A 16,503-nucleotide genomic window follows, 5' to 3' on the forward strand; every position below is an offset into this window, starting at 1 on the left:
CCGTTATTTCAGGATTTTTCTCTTCAACCGACCGGGTAGTCTGTGAAGTGATTCACATCTGCCGTGTCGATGGAGGCGCATTATAGGGAGTTCCCGAGCGACCGCAACAGAAAAGTTGCAAAAAAATGACTGACTGCTGTATTCCCCAGCAAAACCCCGCCTTATACCCTTTTACGCACAGAGTTATCCACAATCCATTGACGATCCCGGTGCGATCCCGCTAATTGAACACTATACTAGCGGCAAATATTCCTCTCGCAGACCAACCTGATGACGACACAACGACTTCAACGTGACTGGCGTATCCCAACCGCCGGGCTCGCCGTGCTGGTGTTACTTATGGCAGGTTTCGCACTGCATACGCACTGGAATGCTTTTATTCAGTGGTGCCTCGCCGCTCAGATCACCCTGCACCGTTATCTGGTGATGTATTTGCTGCAACTTAATAATCATCAGTACAGCGGTGGGCTGTGGTTGTTAACCGGTGCGTTTCTTTATGGTGTACTCCATGCCGTTGGACCAGGACACGGCAAATTTATCGTCGCCACGTATCTCAGCACCAATAAAGAGAGCCAGCTCGCGGCGCGCGTCGTACCGTTTATCGGTAGCCTGATGCAAGGCGTCAGCGCGATCCTCTTTGTGTTTATCCTGGCGGTTGGATTGAACCTCGCGTCAGGGGATATCAGTACCAGCCGTTGGTACGTCGAGAAAATCAGCGCCTTACTGATTGCCGCCTTCGGTGCGTTTATCATTTATCAGGCGCTCAGCAGCCTGCGTCCGCGCAAAATGGCGATTAGCGCCATCAAGCCGCATCATCAGCATAATGAACACTGTGGCTGCGGCCATCACGGCGTAGGGGTGGATCTGGCTAAAAGCGACTGGAAAACCCGTCTGGGCGTGGTGCTGGCCATTGGCGCACGCCCGTGCAGCGGAGCAATTATGATCCTGATGTTCTCGAATGCGCTCGGCATTATTAGCTGGGGAATTGCTGCTGTGATGACAATGTCGCTGGGCACGGCGCTGTCGATTATGGGGCTGTCGCTGGCAGTACGTTACGCGCGTGAACGCACAGTAGCCTGGTTTAGTGGCGGCACTTCCCTGAACTGGGTAATGCCGATGGTCAAAATAGCCGGAGGAGTTGTTCTGATACTGTTCGCAACTATCCTCTTCCTGACGGTGATCCCCGTCAGCGTTAGCGGCGACTATATCGCCGCAGGATGCTAATAAAAGAAAACCCGCCAGCGGCGGGTTTTTTATCACTCGTTAATTCGCGGATGCTGGTCAACCAGGCGAGAACGTTTTTTCTGAAGCTCTTCAATCTCTGCGTCAATATCTTCAATCTTCTGCTCTACGTTATCGTAGTGCTCGCGCAGGATCTCCTTCGCTTCCTGAATATCGGACGCCGCAGGCGTTGCCCCTTTCAGTGGACGGTTCGCCGTCTCCTTCATAGTAATACCGGTAATCAGGCCAATCACCGCAATAACCATCAGATAGTAAGCAGGCATCATCAGGTTCTGCGTGCTCTCCACCAGTGAAGCAGCAAGCGTCGGCGTCAGGCCCGCAATCAGAACGGAGATATTAAAGGCTGCCGCCAGCGCACTGTAGCGAATATGCGTCGGGAACATTGCCGGTAGCGTAGAAGCCATCACCCCGATAAAGCAGTTGAGGATCACCGCCAGCATCAGCAGACCGGCGAAAATCAGCCCCAGCACATTGCTGTTAATCAGAATAAAGGCCGGGATTGCCAGCGCGAACAGCGCGACGCTACCGAGAATAATGAATGGCTTACGGCCAAAGCGGTCGCTCAGCAGACCCATAATCGGCTGCACGAACAGCATGCCTACCATGATGGCGATAATAATCAGCACACCGTGGTCTTCCGAGTAGTGCAGGTTATGCGACAGATAGCTCGGCATGTAGGTCAGCAGCATGTAATAGGTCACGTTGGTGGAAATCACCAGACCGATACAGGTCAGCAGGCTGCGCCAGTGTTTGGTCGCAATCTCCTTGAACGACACTTTTGGGCCATCCTGCAACCCTTCACGGTCGCCCTGCTCCAGCTTTTCAACGTGCTGCTGGAACGCAGGCGTCTCTTCCAGGGCGTGACGCAGGTAAAGACCGATGATGCCAAGCGGCAGCGCCAGGAAGAACGGAATACGCCAGCCCCAGTCGAGGAAGTTCTCTTCACCCACTACGGTTGAAATCAGAACCACAACTCCCGCGCCCATGACAAACCCGGCAATCGAACCAAAGTCGAGCCAGCTGCCCATAAAGCCGCGTTTTCGGTCCGGAGAATACTCGGCGACAAAAATCGATGCACCGGTATATTCGCCGCCAACGGAGAAGCCCTGCGCCATCTTACAGATCAACAGCAGGATCGGCGCCCATATACCAATGGTCGCATAGGACGGAATAAGGCCGATACAGAATGTACTTATCGACATGATGACAATAGTAATGGCCAGGATCTTCTGGCGACCATATTTATCACCCAGCATGCCGAAGAACAGGCCACCGAGAGGGCGAATAAGGAAGGGAACAGAGAACGTACCCAGCGCGGCAATCATCTGCAAGCTGGGATCGGCACCGGGGAAGAACACTTTACCAAGCGCATAGGCAACAAAGCCGTAGACACCAAAATCGAACCACTCCATCGCATTACCGAGCGAGGCCGCCGTAATCGCTTTGCGCAGTTTCGCATCATCAATAATGGTGACATCGCGCAGCGTGATGGGTTTTACTTTTTTCCTTCTAAGCATAGCTTTCCTCGTAGACTCAGCCCCGTCCGTTTCACAGCGCATTTGCAAGCTGTGAACCAGAGATCCGCTCCATGCGAATCTCCTTATTCAAGCGTAGCAGGTTTACTTACATTGACGTTTTACCTCAATACAACCGAACCTGTTGACGCCTGTCTGGGCAGTTAAAGACCTTTTTACCCTACCAGCGTTTATATATGTGATCAACTTCACATATATTTTTCCGGTTCGTAAGTTGGCTTCAGGTTTTGTCAATTCACGATAAATAAGGTCATTCTCACCCCCTTTATCAAGCACATCTTAACACCCGTTATTATTCCTCTTAAAACAAAAAACAATCACATTTCTTCACATCGAATTTACACAAAATTTAATTATTAACAGCGGGCATTCCTGTTTACATTCAATATGTGACGCAGATAACTAAAACAGTGTTTTATTTTCATTGAATCGCAATTCCAAAGATCGCATGATAAACCCGAACACAATATCCCAGCGGCTTTCAAATGAAGGAATGCTAAGCACCTGAATTTCGCTTTACAGCATAAGTAACGAATCGATTGGTCTTCAAAAAAGGCAATCATTTGAATTTGTTGATCTATTTTTTGAGATTTCCGCCAGCCACGCGGGCGAGATGTGAGGGTTAATGATGAAGATTAAAGCAACAATAGAACGCATCCCGGGCGGGATGATGCTGGTCCCGCTGGTACTTGGCGCGATATTAAATACGCTGGCCCCGAATACCGGTGCTTATTTTGGCGGTTTTACAAAAGGTATGATCACCGGAACGGTGCCGATTCTGGCAGTCTGGTTCTTCTGCATCGGCGCATCTATTAATTTACGTGCAACTGGTACGGTATTACGTAAATCAGGGACGCTGGTCATTACTAAAATTGCGGTCGCCTGGGTCGTTGCCATGATCTGCGCGATGTTCATTCCGGAGAATGGCATACAGACCGGATTCTTCGCCGGATTATCCGTTCTGGCCATTGTTTCAGCAATGGATATGACCAACGGCGGTCTCTATGCCAGCCTGATGAATCAATATGGCACCAAAGAAGAATCAGGCGCGTTCGTGCTGATGTCCCTGGAGTCGGGTCCGCTGATGACCATGCTGATTCTGGGTTCTGCCGGCCTTGCCTCCTTTGAACCCCACCATTTTGTCGGGGCGATCCTGCCGTTCCTGATTGGTTTTGCGCTAGGCAACCTCGATCACGATCTGCGCGATTTCTTCAGCAAAGCCACCCCGGTACTGATCCCGTTCTTCGGCTTCGCGTTGGGCAATACCATCAATCTGAACGTGATTCTGGAAACCGGCCTGCTGGGTATTGTGCTGGGTGTTGCCGTCATCGTAATCACGGGTATCCCGCTAATTATTGCAGACCGCGTCATTGGGGGCGGTAACGGAACCGCAGGTGTGGCCGCCTCGTCGGCCGCAGGCGCTGCGGTAGCTAACCCGGTGATTATCGCCCAGATTAACCCGGCCTTTGAACCGGTGGCGGCTTCCGCCACGGCCCTGGTTGCCGCCAGCGTGATTGTGACGGCGATTCTGGTCCCGATCATCACGGCGCTGTACGCCAGACGTTTTGGACAGGTTCCGGAGACCCAGGCAGAGCCGAAAGCGGTAGAAATGCACCACTAAGCCGTTCGCCCCCTCCTTAAAAAGAGGGGGCAATCACGCACTAAATATCTCTTCCACCATGCCATCCACCAGCCGTTTTGCCGAACAGAGTCTCGGCATACCCAGCGCGACCGTTTGCCAGCTCTGCGTCACTGACCAGCTCACCGGATGTTTATCCGCCTGACACCAGTCCCCCAGCCAGCCAAGCATATCTTTATAATCCATCAGACCAGGAGAAGCGGGCGTCGTCAGCCACTGATGGTAAAAATGCCGGGTGGTGGGAGAAGCGTTAATCCCCTGTGCCAGATAGTTTGCGGCCATGCTGCGCAGGTTATCTTTCAGCATGGCCGCCACATCACTATTCGCCAGACGACAGGCATCGCCAAACGCGCCCCAGCGCAACTCTTCCAGCACGATAAAGCAGCGGCCAGCCAGCGACCAGCCGTCATACTGCCCGGCTCGCCAGCGGGTAAAAATTTGCTCGCTGTGCTCACCCGCCTGAACCGTAAGGCCGCGCTGCGCGAGTGCTTTCTCTTTATAGGCGGCACGCTGGTTGAAATGTGCGGAGAGCGCCTCGTACTGTTGCAACAATCCGGAAGGTTGAGGGAGGCGTGGATTAACCTGCTGGCGCAGGGCTACCAGCTTGTCGGACATGCGGGTCAGCGCAAGGTGTCCGGGGTCGAGCATACCGGCCAGTTTCTCCGCCAGACCCAGCCGCAGTGCTGCATTTTCGTTGAGCATTCCCGCCATTGCCCATGGCCGCAACCGGGTCTGCGTAACGATCTCCTGCGTCAAACGCTCACGAAATTGCAGTTGCTGTGGCCCCAGGAGGGTGTGACGAGCAGCATCCGCCCCCTGGACCAAATCGACCATAAATTTTGGATGAATACACTCCAGCGTCCGCCCGGGACCGTCCAGTAGCTGTGTTGTCATGGTTGCTCTGCCGCGAATAAGGTTTGAATATCATCGCGTAACAGTCGGGTATCTTCCTGAATCCACGCCGCTGTGGTCATACTTTGCTTCAACAACTGGCTAAGCGCCCGGGTTGAATGCTCATTCTGCTGCCGCACGGCAAGGCTATCACGCAAGCTTTCCTGTAACCCGGTCAGGCACAACGAAAACTCTGCAAAAAACGTTGCCATACCTGCCGTAACAGAGACATCGACCTGCGCGGCCAAAGCTTTACGAATTTGATCGCAAAACTGATCGGTATGCTGCGTAAATTTGCCATGAAGCTGAGCGATATCGATGACATATCGGGTGCGCGTCTCCACATACGCTTCCCAGCCCCAGCCGGGATGATTGAGCCAGCGCGAGACGGTATTACGTACGCTGCCCGCCCCTGCGGGCTGACTGGCGGGAGGGGTGTCCTGCACAATGGCATCATTAAATAAGCCGCGCGTATTGAAGTTAAGCTGGTTTGCCTGAAACGCCGGAAAGCTAATCCGCGCCCGAAAGCCGGCATGACTGAGCTGTTCCTTAATTTGCATCTCGATGGGGCGCATCGCCTCATTCAACGATCGGGCGAGCGTAGACTCCAGCTGATCGAAGCGTAACGCCAGCTCCCGGCTAATTCTGCTCTGCGCATTCAGCAAAATCTGCTCGCATGACGATCGGATCTTGCTCAGGACAATCTGTGCCTGCCCTTCATCGTCAAGCACCAGCTGCTGGTGCTCATCCGTGTCGTCTGTACGCATGCTGGATGGCTCGCGCCCGGCTAAATCAAGAATTAACGGGCGGCTAAACATGTCGTCCAGCGCCTGGTGAAGTTCACCTTTCTGACTAAGCAGAAATGCATCCGCTGCGTTGAGCGCCTCTTCAACTTCATGCTGGACCTCATCGCTCACTACGCTCTGCCGCTGACGCAGCATCGCCATGTCCTCTTCCAGGCGCTTAATATTCCGCTCCAGCTCATCAAAGGCGACCGTCAGTCCCTGATGGCGAAAATCCAGGTATTCTCTGGCATTTTGCGCATAGTTCAGCAGCTTATGCGATGCCGACCGCAGGGCGAACAGCGAGGCGTTGGCGTAAGCCGCGTAAATCAGCTTGCGGATGGGCTGTTCGAACAGCGAATCCTCCCACAGCAGATCCGCCGCATGGCGAATATGGTCACTATCGTCGAGATCGGCCGTACGCCAGCGGCGGCCCAGCGCGGCCTCGGCAAAATCCTGTACCCAACGCTGATCCTGATGATCGGGAAGCCGCCCATGGGTGTTCATCTCATAGCGGGCGCGGTTTGCCAGGTAGGCCCACATGGAAGAGACCGGATAAATTTGTCCCGGAGAAATATTCCCTTTCATCAGCGTGCCGGAAATCATCGCCCGTATCTGCTCTTCATCGTCGCTGTTACGATCTTTCTGATCGAATTTGTTGACCAGGGCGTAAAGCGGCACGGATTTCCCCGCCGCCGAAATTGCCTGACGAACCTCGGCGTCGGAAATGGATTTAAGCTGGGTATAGTCCATCACCGCCAGCACGGCGGAGGCGCGCGCCAGCTGCTCGCTGAGCATTTTTTGCAGGTGCGGCTGACCGGCCTCGTTCGGCCCCGGCGTGTCGAGCAGCGTCAGTTGCCCCAGGTGCGCATCCAGACCGGCGAGGTGCACAAATTCCACCTCAATCACCGGAATATGTTCAATCGCGGCGTACTCAGAAAAAGGAAACTCCACGCCCAGCGCCTGAGAAAGCCGCACCAGATCGTTCAGGCTTTTCAGACAATGAAAGATGGGCTCCGCGCCCAGGTGATGTTTTCCGAACGCCTCACCTCTTTCGATGCGCTCCAGCAGCGTATTCATGTCCTTGTCGATTTCCAGACGCCGCGCCAGCTTGCCGCGATCTTTATCGCACAATTTCGTCTGCAACTGGGAAATCAGGGTATCAATGGGCGCAACGTGCAAAAAATGCAGCACCGGCTCCTTCTGGCCCGGCGTATGGCGGATCAGCGTGGGCAGCGCCGTCATCGGACGATTGCGGTTCGGCAGCACTTCCGTGCCCACAATCGCATTAATGGTGGTCGATTTTCCCGCTTTCATGGTACCCACAATCGCCAGCACCATTTCGAGGCGGGTTATTTTGCGTAATTCGTTATTCAGCAACGCCTGCTGAGCGTCGACACCCCGCGCGCTAAAATGTAATGGCAAAACGTTGTTATTAACGCCGCTCATGGCAGCGGCTGTGCTATCCAGCTTTGCAATCGGCATTGATTTTAATGAATCAAGATTGTTCAGAGCCAGCTGTAACAAACGTTCGGCTTCCTGGCTTAATTCAAATATGGTCTGTGTGTGCATGATAAAAGCCTTCCCTTAACGCAAATTTATTACTTTTATTAAGCCACGTTTTTTTAATTATACTGTTCAGGCTTATATGATCACGTATGGAAAACATGTTCATTTAATACAAGTAACTGAAGATAATGAGAATTTAAATCTCACCCTTCTAATACGTGTAAAACATCCCTCTGGTCAGAAGACCAAAAGTAAATAGACAAAACGCATTTTCAGGAAACATCAGGAGATATCATCGTTATTTACCCACCAAAAAAGAGAGGTATTCCCTGACACCAAAAGATGTATAGCATCAGAAAGGATAGATAAATAACGGCTTGTTCCTTCACCTTATCCGAAATGGCACAGCGTAGCAATTTGCTGTAATAAAATATTCGATATATTTATCATCATAACGATCACTGCTGTGCAGGGCATAAGCTTCCCTTAATTCACTGACAGTTCGTGTCATCTTTTACGCATTTTTGCGCTATTTTTCTAAAACAATATCACCGACAAAAGTGGGGATTTGCGTTATACTCGCTGCCTTTTTCGGCACACTGCCGTCATTTAGCTGGCGTTTTCCAGCGTGTTAACACTTTTGAGGATACCAACATGCAACTTCCACACTGCCCGAAATGCAATTCTGAATACACCTATGAAGACAATGGCATGTTCGTTTGCCCGGAATGCGCCCATGAATGGAACGATGCGGAGCCTGCGCAGGACAGCGATACGCTGATTGTGAAAGACGCGAACGGCAACCTGCTGTCAGACGGCGACAGCGTTACCGTTGTGAAAGATCTGAAGGTAAAAGGCAGTTCTTCCATGCTGAAGATTGGTACCAAAGTGAAAAACATCCGTCTTGTTGAAGGCGATCATAATATCGATTGCAAAATTGACGGCTTCGGTCCGATGAAACTGAAATCTGAGTTCGTGAAAAAGAACTGATTGACCCGCCCGGTGACGCTTCGCTTACCGGGCGTCCGGGAACTACACTTAACGGGCTTTTCTTACGTGAGGTAAAGATTATGCCGTTAAGTCCCTACATCTCTTTCGCCGGCAACTGTGCGGAGGCCACCGCCTTCTATCAGCAGGCCGTCGGCGCAGAACTCCTCTACAAAATCACCTTCGGCGAAATGCCTAAAGACGAAAACAGCGAAGAAGGCTGTCCGTCCGGCATGAACTTCCCGGATACCGCCATCGCCCACTCTAACGTCCGCATCGCGGGCAGCGACATTATGATGAGCGACGGGATACCGCCTGGCAGCAGCGCGCAATACGCGGGTTTCACACTGGTGCTCGACACCCAGGATGTGTCGGAAGGCAAGCGCTGGTTCGACAACCTCGCCGATGGCGGCAATATTGAAATGGCCTGGCAGGAGACCTTCTGGGCGCACGGATTTGGCACTGTGACCGACAAATACGGCGTGCCGTGGATGATTAACGTCGTTAAATCGTAGGCTGGATAAGCGCAGCGCATCCGGCAATAGCGTCCGGTGGCGCTGCGCTGACCGGGCCTACGGTGATTGTCATCAAATCCCCCTCAACTCTTCAAACTCCCGCAACCAACACTTAACCTGAATGTCATATTGATGCGCCAGCATGAGGCCACATTTATCGTGAGGCCCAGCACATGCAAACTGTCATTCGCGTCGAGAAACTGAGCAAAACCTTCCATCACAACAAGGCGCTGCATGCCGTTGATCTGACCGTCCAGCAGGGCGAAATGGTGGCGCTGCTGGGGCCATCCGGTTCAGGAAAATCCACCCTTCTTCGTCACTTAAGCGGCCTCATTACCTGTGACAAAACGCCGGAAAGCCGCGTCGAGCTGCTGGGTAACACCGTGCAACATGCGGGGCGTCTGGCAAGCGATATTCGCAAAAGCCGCGCGCAGACGGGCTATATCTTTCAGCAGTTCAACCTGGTGAACCGCCTGACGGTGCTCGAGAACGTGCTGATTGGCGCGCTCGGCAGCACCCCGTTCTGGCGCACCTGCCTGCGCTGGTTCTCCCCTTCCCAGAAACAAGAAGCCTTACAGGCGCTGACCCGCGTCGGCATGGCGCATTTTGCCCACCAGCGCGTCTCAACGCTCTCCGGCGGACAGCAGCAGCGCGTCGCCATCGCCCGCGCCCTGATGCAGAAAGCCAAAATCATTCTGGCCGATGAGCCTATCGCCTCGCTGGATCCGGAATCGGCCCGCATCGTGATGGAAACCCTGCGCGACATCAACCAGAACGACGGCATCACCGTGGTGGTGACGCTGCATCAGGTGGATTACGCCCTGCGCTACTGCGAGCGCATCGTCGCCCTGCGTCAGGGCCACGTGTTCTTCGATGGCGCCAGCCATCAGTTTGATAACGAACGTTTTGATCATCTCTACCGCAGCGTAAACCGCGTCGAAGAACGCGCGCAGGCTGCTTAACGCCCCGATAACGAGGAATGGAAATGAACTACAAAGCCGTTGCCGCGCTGGCCTTCACCAGCATGTTCAGCATCAGCACCCTGTTAAGCCCGGCCTGGGCAGAGGAACAGGAAAAAGCGTTGAACTTTGGCATCATTTCAACGGAATCACAGCAAAACCTGAAGCCGCAGTGGGAACCGTTCCTGAAAGATATGGAAACCAAACTGGGGATCAAAGTGAACGCCTTCTTCGCCCCGGACTACGCGGGCATTATCCAGGGAATGCGCTTCAACAAAGTCGACATCGCGTGGTACGGCAACCTCTCTGCCATGGAAGCGGTAGATCGCGCCAACGGCCAGGTCTTTGCCCAGACCGTTGCAGCAGACGGCTCCCCGGGCTACTGGAGCGTGCTGATCGTTAACAAAGACAGCCCGATCAACAACCTCAACGATATGCTCGCCAAACGCAAAGAGCTGACCTTTGGTAACGGCGACCCGAATTCTACGTCCGGCTTCCTCGTCCCGGGTTACTACGTCTTCGCGAAAAACAACATCTCCGCCAGCGACTTCAAGCGCACGGTCAACGCCAGCCACGAAACCAACGCCCTGGCCGTAGCGAACAAGCAGGTAGACGTTGCCACCAACAACACTGAAAACCTCGACAAGCTGAAGACCTCCGCGCCGGACAAGCTGAAAGCGCTGAAGGTGATCTGGAAATCGCCATTGATCCCGGGCGACCCGATTGTGTGGCGTAAAAACCTCTCCGAAAGCACCAAGGACAAGGTCTACGACTTCTTTATGAACTACGGCAAAACGCCGGAAGAGAAAGCGGTGCTGGCGCACCTGGGCTGGGCACCGTTCCGCGCGTCCAGCGATTTGCAGCTGGTGCCGATTCGCCAGCTGGCGCTGTTTAAACAGATGCAGGGCGTGAAGGACAACAAAGGTCTGAAGGAAGAAGAGAAGACCAGCAAAGTGTCGGAAATTCAGGCGCAGCTGGACGATCTCGACCGCCTGACCGCCGCGCTCGGGGCGATGACCAGCGTGAATAAAGCGGTGCAGTAACTCAAGTCCCCTCTCCCTTGAGGGAGAGGGTTAGGGTGAGGGGGAAAGGCGCACGCTGATGCCCTCACCCCGGCCCTCTCCCACAGGGAGAGGGAGAACAGATTAAGGAGCCAACATGCAAACCATCACCCTCCCGCCGCCAAAGCGCAGCTGGTTCTCGCTCATAAGCTGGGCCGTTCTGCTGGCGGTGCTCGTTATCTCCTGGAAGGGCGCGGAGATGGATCCGCTGCTGCTCTTCAGGGACTCGGGCAACATGGCGACCTTCGCCGCCGACTTCTTCCCGCCGGACTTCAGCCAGTGGCAGGACTACCTCAGTGAAATGGCCACCACCTTGCAAATCGCCGTCTGGGGCACCGCCCTCGCCGTGATCCTCTCCATTCCGTTTGGCCTGATGAGCGCCGAAAACATCGTGCCGTGGTGGATCTACCAGCCGATGCGTCGCCTGATGGACGCCTGTCGCGCCATCAACGAAATGGTCTTTGCGATGCTGTTCGTGGTCGCCGTCGGCCTGGGTCCGTTCGCTGGCGTGATGGCGCTGTTCATCCACACCACCGGCGTACTCTCCAAGCTGCTCTCCGAAGCGGTTGAAGCCATCGAGCCCGGCCCGGTGGAAGGCATCCGCGCAACCGGCGCGAACAAAATCGAAGAGATCCTCTACGGCGTCCTGCCGCAGGTCATGCCGCTGCTCATCTCCTATTCGCTATACCGCTTCGAGTCCAACGTTCGCTCCGCCACCGTGGTCGGCATGGTGGGCGCAGGCGGTATTGGCGTCACCCTGTGGGAAGCGATTCGCGGTTTCCAGTTCCAGCAAACCTGCGCATTGATGGTGCTCATCATCGTCACCGTCAGCCTGCTGGATTTCCTCTCTCAACGCTTGCGTAAGCACTTCATCTGAGAAGCGAGGCTTTGATTGGTATGTACTTATCCAGACATCCGACCAGTTACCCTACCCGCTGGCAAGAGATTGCGGCAAAGCTCGAAGTGGAGCTGCGCACGCACTATCGGTGCGGCGACTACCTGCCTGCCGAGCAGCAGCTTGCCGACCGCTACGAAGTGAATCGCCACACCCTGCGTCGCGCCATCGATCAGCTGGTGGAACGCGGCTGGGTCCAGCGTCGTCAGGGCGTCGGCGTGCTGGTGCTGATGCGCCCGTTTGACTACCCGCTCAATGCTCAGGCGCGTTTTAGCCAGAACCTGCTCGATCAGGGCAGCCACCCCACCAGCGAAAAGCTGCTGTCTGTCCTGCGCCCGGCCTCCCGCCACGTAGCGGACGCGCTGGGGATTCAGGAGGGCGACAACGTCGTTCACCTGCGCACGTTGCGCCGGGTGAACGGCGTGGCGGTCTGTCAGATCGACCACTACTTCGCGGACCTCTCCCTCTGGCCCGTGCTGCAACATTTCGCCAGCGGTTCCCTGCATGATTTTCTTCAGGAGGCGACGGGTATCGCGCTCAAACGCACCCAGACGCGCATCAGCGCCCGCCGCGCGCAGGCTAAAGAGAGCAAGGTACTGGAGATCCCCAACATGGCCCCGCTGCTCTGCGTGCGCACCCTCAACCACCGTGACGGCGACGTCAACGCAACGGAATACTCCGTCAGCCTGACCCGCGCCGACATGATTGAATTTACCATGGAGCACTGAATGCACTTCGACACCTCCACTCGTCAGCGCTGGATGCGCGTGCTGGCCCACAGCCAGCCTGCTGCGCTGGCTGCCCGCATGAACGCGCTCGGCCTGACGCCGGACTACGACACGATCCGCGCGCCGGAGATCGGCCTGGTGCAGATCCAGGCACGCATGGGCGGCACCGGCGAGCGCTTCTTCGCCGGCGATGCCACCCTCACCCGCGCGGTGATCCGCCTGAGCAGCGGCACGCTGGGCTACGGCTACGTACTTGGACGCGACAAAACGCACGCCGAGCGCTGCGCGGTTATCGACGCGCTTTTACAGGAACAGCCGCATTTTCAGACCTTAATGGAAACCCTTATTGCCCCGCTGGAAGCTGACCGCGCCGCACGCCTTGCCGCGCGTCAGGCCGAAGTGAATACCAGCCGGGTCGACTTCTTTACGCTCGTTCGCGGAGACAACGCATGACGCTTCAACCTGCCTTTACCCTGGCCGTCCAGGATGCCCAACAGAGTTTCCGTCGCCTGCTGAAAGCCATGAGCGAGCCCGGCGTGATCGTCTCGCTGCACCAGCTTTCGCAGGGCTGGCTGCCGCTGAACCTCGCCTCTACCAGCGTGCTGCTGACGCTGGCGGACAACGACACGCCGGTATGGCTGTCAGGGGCATTGCTGAACGATATCGCCAGCCAGAACCTGCGCTTTCACACCAACGCGCCGCTGGTCGAGCAGCCCCAGCAGGCAGTCTTTGCCGTGGCAGACGAGCAAATCAGCCACGAGCAGCTTAACGCCCTGAGCGAAGGCAGCGCCGTCGCACCGGAAACCAGCGCCACGCTGATTTTGCAGGTCTCCAGCCTGAGCGGTGGTCGCATGCTTCGCCTGACGGGTGCAGGCATCGCCGACGAGCGGATGGTCGCCCCCCAGCTGCCGGAGTGCATCATCCATGAGCTGACCGAGCGCCCGCATCCGTTTCCGCTCGGTATCGACCTGATCCTGACCTGCGGCGAGCGCCTGCTGGCGATCCCGCGAACCACTCACGTGGAGGTGTGCTGATGTACGTTGCCGTCAAAGGGGGCGAGAAGGCGATCGCCGCCGCCCATGCCTTGCAGGCGCACAGACGCCGGGGGGATGACGCTCTTCCCGAGCTGAGCGTCGCCCAGATTGAACAGCAGTTAAACCTGGCCGTCGACCGCGTGATGACCGAAGGCGGCATCGCGGACCGTGAGCTGGCGGCACTGGCGCTGAAACAGGCTAGCGGCGATAACGTGGAAGCCATCTTCCTGCTGCGCGCTTACCGCACAACGCTTGCGAAGCTGGCGGTGAGCGAGCCGGTGAATACGGCGGAAATGCGTTTAGAGCGCCGTATTTCTGCGGTGTATAAAGATATTCCTGGCGGCCAGCTGCTTGGCCCCACCTACGACTACACCCATCGTCTGATGGACTTCGCTCTGCTGGCAAACGGTGAAACACCGCAGCTCAGCGCCTCTGATGCTGAACAAGACGCCTCCCCGCACGTCTTTAGCCTGCTGGCAAACCAGGGGCTGGCGAAGGCGGAAGAAGACACCGGCAGCACACCGGATGACATCACCCGCACGCCGCCGGTCTATCCCTGTTCGCGCTCGTCCCGTCTGCAACAGCTGATGCGCGGCGACGAAGGGTATCTGCTGGCGCTGGCCTACTCCACGCAGCGCGGCTACGGGCGCAACCACCCGTTCGCGGCAGAGATCCGCAGCGGCTATCTCGATGTCGAAATTGTGCCAGAAGAGCTGGGGTTTGCGGTGAACATCGGCGAACTGCTGATGACCGAGTGCGAAATGGTCAACGGTTTTGTCGCGCCAGAAAATGAAGATCCACACTTTACCCGCGGCTACGGGCTGGTGTATGGCCTGAGCGAGCGCAAGGCGATGGCGATGGCGCTGGTTGACCGTGCGCTCCAGGCGCCGGACTACGGCGAGCATATTGCAGGGCCGGCACAGGACGAAGAGTTCGTGCTGGCCCACGCGGATAACGTTGAGGCCGCGGGCTTTGTCTCGCACCTCAAGCTGCCGCACTACGTCGATTTCCAGGCCGAACTGGAACTGCTGAAACGCCTGCAACGGGAGCGCGCCAATGGCTAACTTAAGCGGCTACAACTTTGCCTATCTGGACGAGCAAACTAAACGCATGATCCGCCGCGCCATCCTTAAAGCTGTGGCGATCCCTGGCTACCAGGTGCCGTTCGGCGGCCGCGAAATGCCGATGCCCTACGGCTGGGGCACCGGCGGTATTCAAATCACCGCCAGCGTGATTGGCGAAGCGGACGTGCTGAAGGTCATCGACCAGGGGGCAGACGACACCACCAACGCCGTGTCGATCCGCAACTTCTTCAGGCGCGTAACGGGCGTCAACACCACTGAAAAAACCGAAGACGCGACGCTGATCCAGACCCGTCACCGCATTCCGGAAACCCCGCTGACTGAAGATCAGATTTTGATTTTCCAGGTGCCGATCCCGGAGCCGCTGCGCTTTATCGAGCCGCGGGAAACCGAAACCCGCACCATGCACGCCCTGGAAGAGTACGGGATCATGCAGGTCAAACTGTATGAGGACATCGCCCGCTTCGGCCATATCGCCACCACCTACGCCTACCCGGTGAAGGTAAACGGCCGCTACGTGATGGACCCGTCGCCGATCCCGAAATTCGATAACCCGAAGATGGACATGATGCCCGCCCTGCAACTTTTTGGTGCCGGACGTGAAAAACGCATCTACGCCGTACCGCCGTTTACCCGCGTAGAGAGCCTGGATTTCGACGATCACCCGTTTACGGTGCAGGAGTGGGACGAGCCGTGCGCCATCTGCGGATCCAAACACAGCTATCTGGATGAAGTGGTGCTGGACGACACGGGCAAACGGATGTTTGTCTGCTCCGACACCGATTACTGCCGCCAACAGAGCGAGGCGAACAGCCAATGAAACCGCTGCTTTCGGTTAACAACCTGACTCACCTTTATGCGCCGGGCAAAGGCTTTAGCGACGTGTCGTTTGAGCTGTGGCCGGGCGAAGTGCTGGGCATCGTCGGCGAGTCCGGCTCCGGTAAAACCACCCTGCTGAAGTCCATCTCCGCGCGCCTGACGCCGCAGAATGGCGACATTTTGTATGAGGGCGTGTCGCTGTACGGCATGAGCGAAGCCGAGCGCCGCCGCCTGCTGCGCACCGAGTGGGGCGTGGTGCATCAGCACCCGATGGACGGCCTGCGCCGTCAGGTGTCAGCGGGGGGCAACATCGGTGAACGGCTGATGGCCACCGGCGCACGCCACTACGGCAATATCCGCGCCACGGCGCAGCACTGGCTGGAGGAAGTTGAAATCCCCGCCTCGCGCATCGACGACCTGCCGACCACCTTCTCCGGCGGCATGCAGCAGCGTTTACAGATTGCCCGCAATCTCGTCACCCATCCGAAGCTGGTGTTTATGGACGAACCGACCGGCGGGCTGGACGTATCCGTGCAGGCTCGCCTGCTCGACCTGCTGCGCGGCCTGGTGGTGGAGCTGAACCTGGCGGTGGTGATTGTCACCCATGATTTAGGCGTCGCGCGCCTGCTGGCGGACCGTCTTCTGGTGATGAAGCAGGGTCAGGTGGTGGAAAGTGGGTTAACCGACCGGGTGCTCGACGATCCGCATCATCCGTATACCCAGCTGCTGGTGTCGTCGGTGTTGCAGAACTGAGGGCGCTGTTGCCGGGTGGCGCTGCGCTTACCCGGCCTACGAACAGCGCACCTGTAGGCCGGGTAAGGCGAA

At 56.4% G+C, this 16,503-nt stretch carries 16 protein-coding genes; 13 read left to right on the forward strand and 3 right to left on the reverse strand.

Annotated elements, in window-relative coordinates; genetic code table 11:
• Nucleotides 1-270 precede the first annotated feature (270 nt).
• A complete protein-coding gene (locus INF86_RS16210) occupies nucleotides 271-1,224 on the forward strand; it encodes a nickel/cobalt transporter (protein ID WP_045620942.1) in 954 nt (317 codons plus the stop codon).
• Nucleotides 1,225-1,256: 32 nt separating this feature from the next.
• Here INF86_RS16210 and proP read toward each other — a convergent pair whose 3' ends face one another.
• Nucleotides 1,257-2,759 carry a glycine betaine/L-proline transporter ProP gene (proP, locus tag INF86_RS16215; protein ID WP_022646793.1) on the reverse strand — a complete coding sequence of 501 codons (1,503 nt, stop codon included), beginning with the start codon at nucleotides 2,757-2,759 and terminating at the stop codon, nucleotides 1,257-1,259.
• A 646-nt stretch (nucleotides 2,760-3,405) separates the two neighbouring features.
• Here proP and kdgT point away from each other — a divergent pair.
• Complete coding sequence (gene kdgT / locus INF86_RS16220; RefSeq protein ID WP_022646792.1) at nucleotides 3,406-4,398, forward strand: 2-keto-3-deoxygluconate transporter; 993 nt, start codon at nucleotides 3,406-3,408, stop codon at nucleotides 4,396-4,398.
• A gap of 33 nt (nucleotides 4,399-4,431) precedes the next feature.
• Here kdgT and INF86_RS16225 read toward each other — a convergent pair whose 3' ends face one another.
• The gene (locus INF86_RS16225) at nucleotides 4,432-5,310 is read right to left on the reverse strand and encodes a diguanylate cyclase regulator RdcB family protein (protein ID WP_022646791.1); all 879 of its coding nucleotides are present in this window, start codon (nucleotides 5,308-5,310) and stop codon (nucleotides 4,432-4,434) included.
• Nucleotides 5,307-7,661 carry a clamp-binding protein CrfC gene (gene crfC, locus INF86_RS16230; protein ID WP_063147137.1) on the reverse strand — a complete coding sequence of 785 codons (2,355 nt, stop codon included), beginning with the start codon at nucleotides 7,659-7,661 and terminating at the stop codon, nucleotides 5,307-5,309. The genes INF86_RS16225 and crfC overlap by 4 nt, the downstream gene beginning before the upstream one ends.
• Nucleotides 7,662-8,252: 591 nt before the next feature.
• On the opposite strand from crfC, the gene INF86_RS16235 reads away from it, so the two are divergent.
• From INF86_RS16235 to phnK, 11 genes are all read left to right on the forward strand, one after another.
• Nucleotides 8,253-8,588 carry a zinc ribbon domain-containing protein YjdM gene (locus INF86_RS16235; RefSeq protein WP_022646789.1) on the forward strand — a complete coding sequence of 112 codons (336 nt, stop codon included), beginning with the start codon at nucleotides 8,253-8,255 and terminating at the stop codon, nucleotides 8,586-8,588.
• An 80-nt stretch (nucleotides 8,589-8,668) separates the two neighbouring features.
• Nucleotides 8,669-9,100: a VOC family metalloprotein YjdN gene (gene yjdN / locus INF86_RS16240; protein WP_022646788.1), complete on the forward strand. Its 432-nt coding sequence runs from the start codon at nucleotides 8,669-8,671 to the stop codon at nucleotides 9,098-9,100.
• 173 nt (nucleotides 9,101-9,273) lie between these two features.
• A complete protein-coding gene (gene phnC / locus INF86_RS16245) occupies nucleotides 9,274-10,062 on the forward strand; it encodes a phosphonate ABC transporter ATP-binding protein (RefSeq protein ID WP_003860210.1) in 789 nt (262 codons plus the stop codon).
• Nucleotides 10,063-10,085: 23 nt separating this feature from the next.
• Nucleotides 10,086-11,102, forward strand: coding sequence for a phosphonate ABC transporter substrate-binding protein (gene phnD, locus INF86_RS16250; protein ID WP_022646786.1), 1,017 nt, complete (start codon nucleotides 10,086-10,088; stop codon nucleotides 11,100-11,102).
• Between the two features lie 115 nt (nucleotides 11,103-11,217).
• On the forward strand, nucleotides 11,218-11,997 hold the full coding sequence (gene phnE, locus INF86_RS16255) for a phosphonate ABC transporter, permease protein PhnE (RefSeq protein ID WP_022646785.1): 780 nt from the start codon (nucleotides 11,218-11,220) through the stop codon (nucleotides 11,995-11,997).
• Between the two features lie 20 nt (nucleotides 11,998-12,017).
• Nucleotides 12,018-12,743, forward strand: a complete 726-nt coding sequence (gene phnF / locus INF86_RS16260; protein WP_032627060.1) for a phosphonate metabolism transcriptional regulator PhnF — start codon at nucleotides 12,018-12,020, stop codon at nucleotides 12,741-12,743.
• Complete coding sequence (phnG, locus tag INF86_RS16265) at nucleotides 12,744-13,196, forward strand: phosphonate C-P lyase system protein PhnG (RefSeq protein ID WP_023299115.1); 453 nt, start codon at nucleotides 12,744-12,746, stop codon at nucleotides 13,194-13,196.
• Nucleotides 13,193-13,777, forward strand: coding sequence for a phosphonate C-P lyase system protein PhnH (gene phnH, locus INF86_RS16270; protein ID WP_003860219.1), 585 nt, complete (start codon nucleotides 13,193-13,195; stop codon nucleotides 13,775-13,777). Before phnG ends, phnH begins: the two co-directional genes overlap by 4 nt.
• On the forward strand, nucleotides 13,777-14,841 hold the full coding sequence (locus INF86_RS16275; RefSeq protein ID WP_022646782.1) for a carbon-phosphorus lyase complex subunit PhnI: 1,065 nt from the start codon (nucleotides 13,777-13,779) through the stop codon (nucleotides 14,839-14,841). Before phnH ends, INF86_RS16275 begins: the two co-directional genes overlap by 1 nt.
• Nucleotides 14,834-15,679 (forward strand): alpha-D-ribose 1-methylphosphonate 5-phosphate C-P-lyase PhnJ, encoded by an 846-nt coding sequence (phnJ, locus tag INF86_RS16280; protein ID WP_023299113.1) that lies wholly within the window; start codon nucleotides 14,834-14,836, stop codon nucleotides 15,677-15,679. The genes INF86_RS16275 and phnJ overlap by 8 nt, the downstream gene beginning before the upstream one ends.
• Complete coding sequence (phnK, locus tag INF86_RS16285; RefSeq protein ID WP_003860225.1) at nucleotides 15,676-16,431, forward strand: phosphonate C-P lyase system protein PhnK; 756 nt, start codon at nucleotides 15,676-15,678, stop codon at nucleotides 16,429-16,431. The genes phnJ and phnK overlap by 4 nt, the downstream gene beginning before the upstream one ends.
• Nucleotides 16,432-16,503: the final 72 nt, after the last annotated feature.

Source organism: Enterobacter cloacae complex sp. I1M, from assembly GCF_014982425.1.
Taxonomy (GTDB): Bacteria; Pseudomonadota; Gammaproteobacteria; order Enterobacterales; family Enterobacteriaceae; genus Enterobacter; species Enterobacter intestinihominis.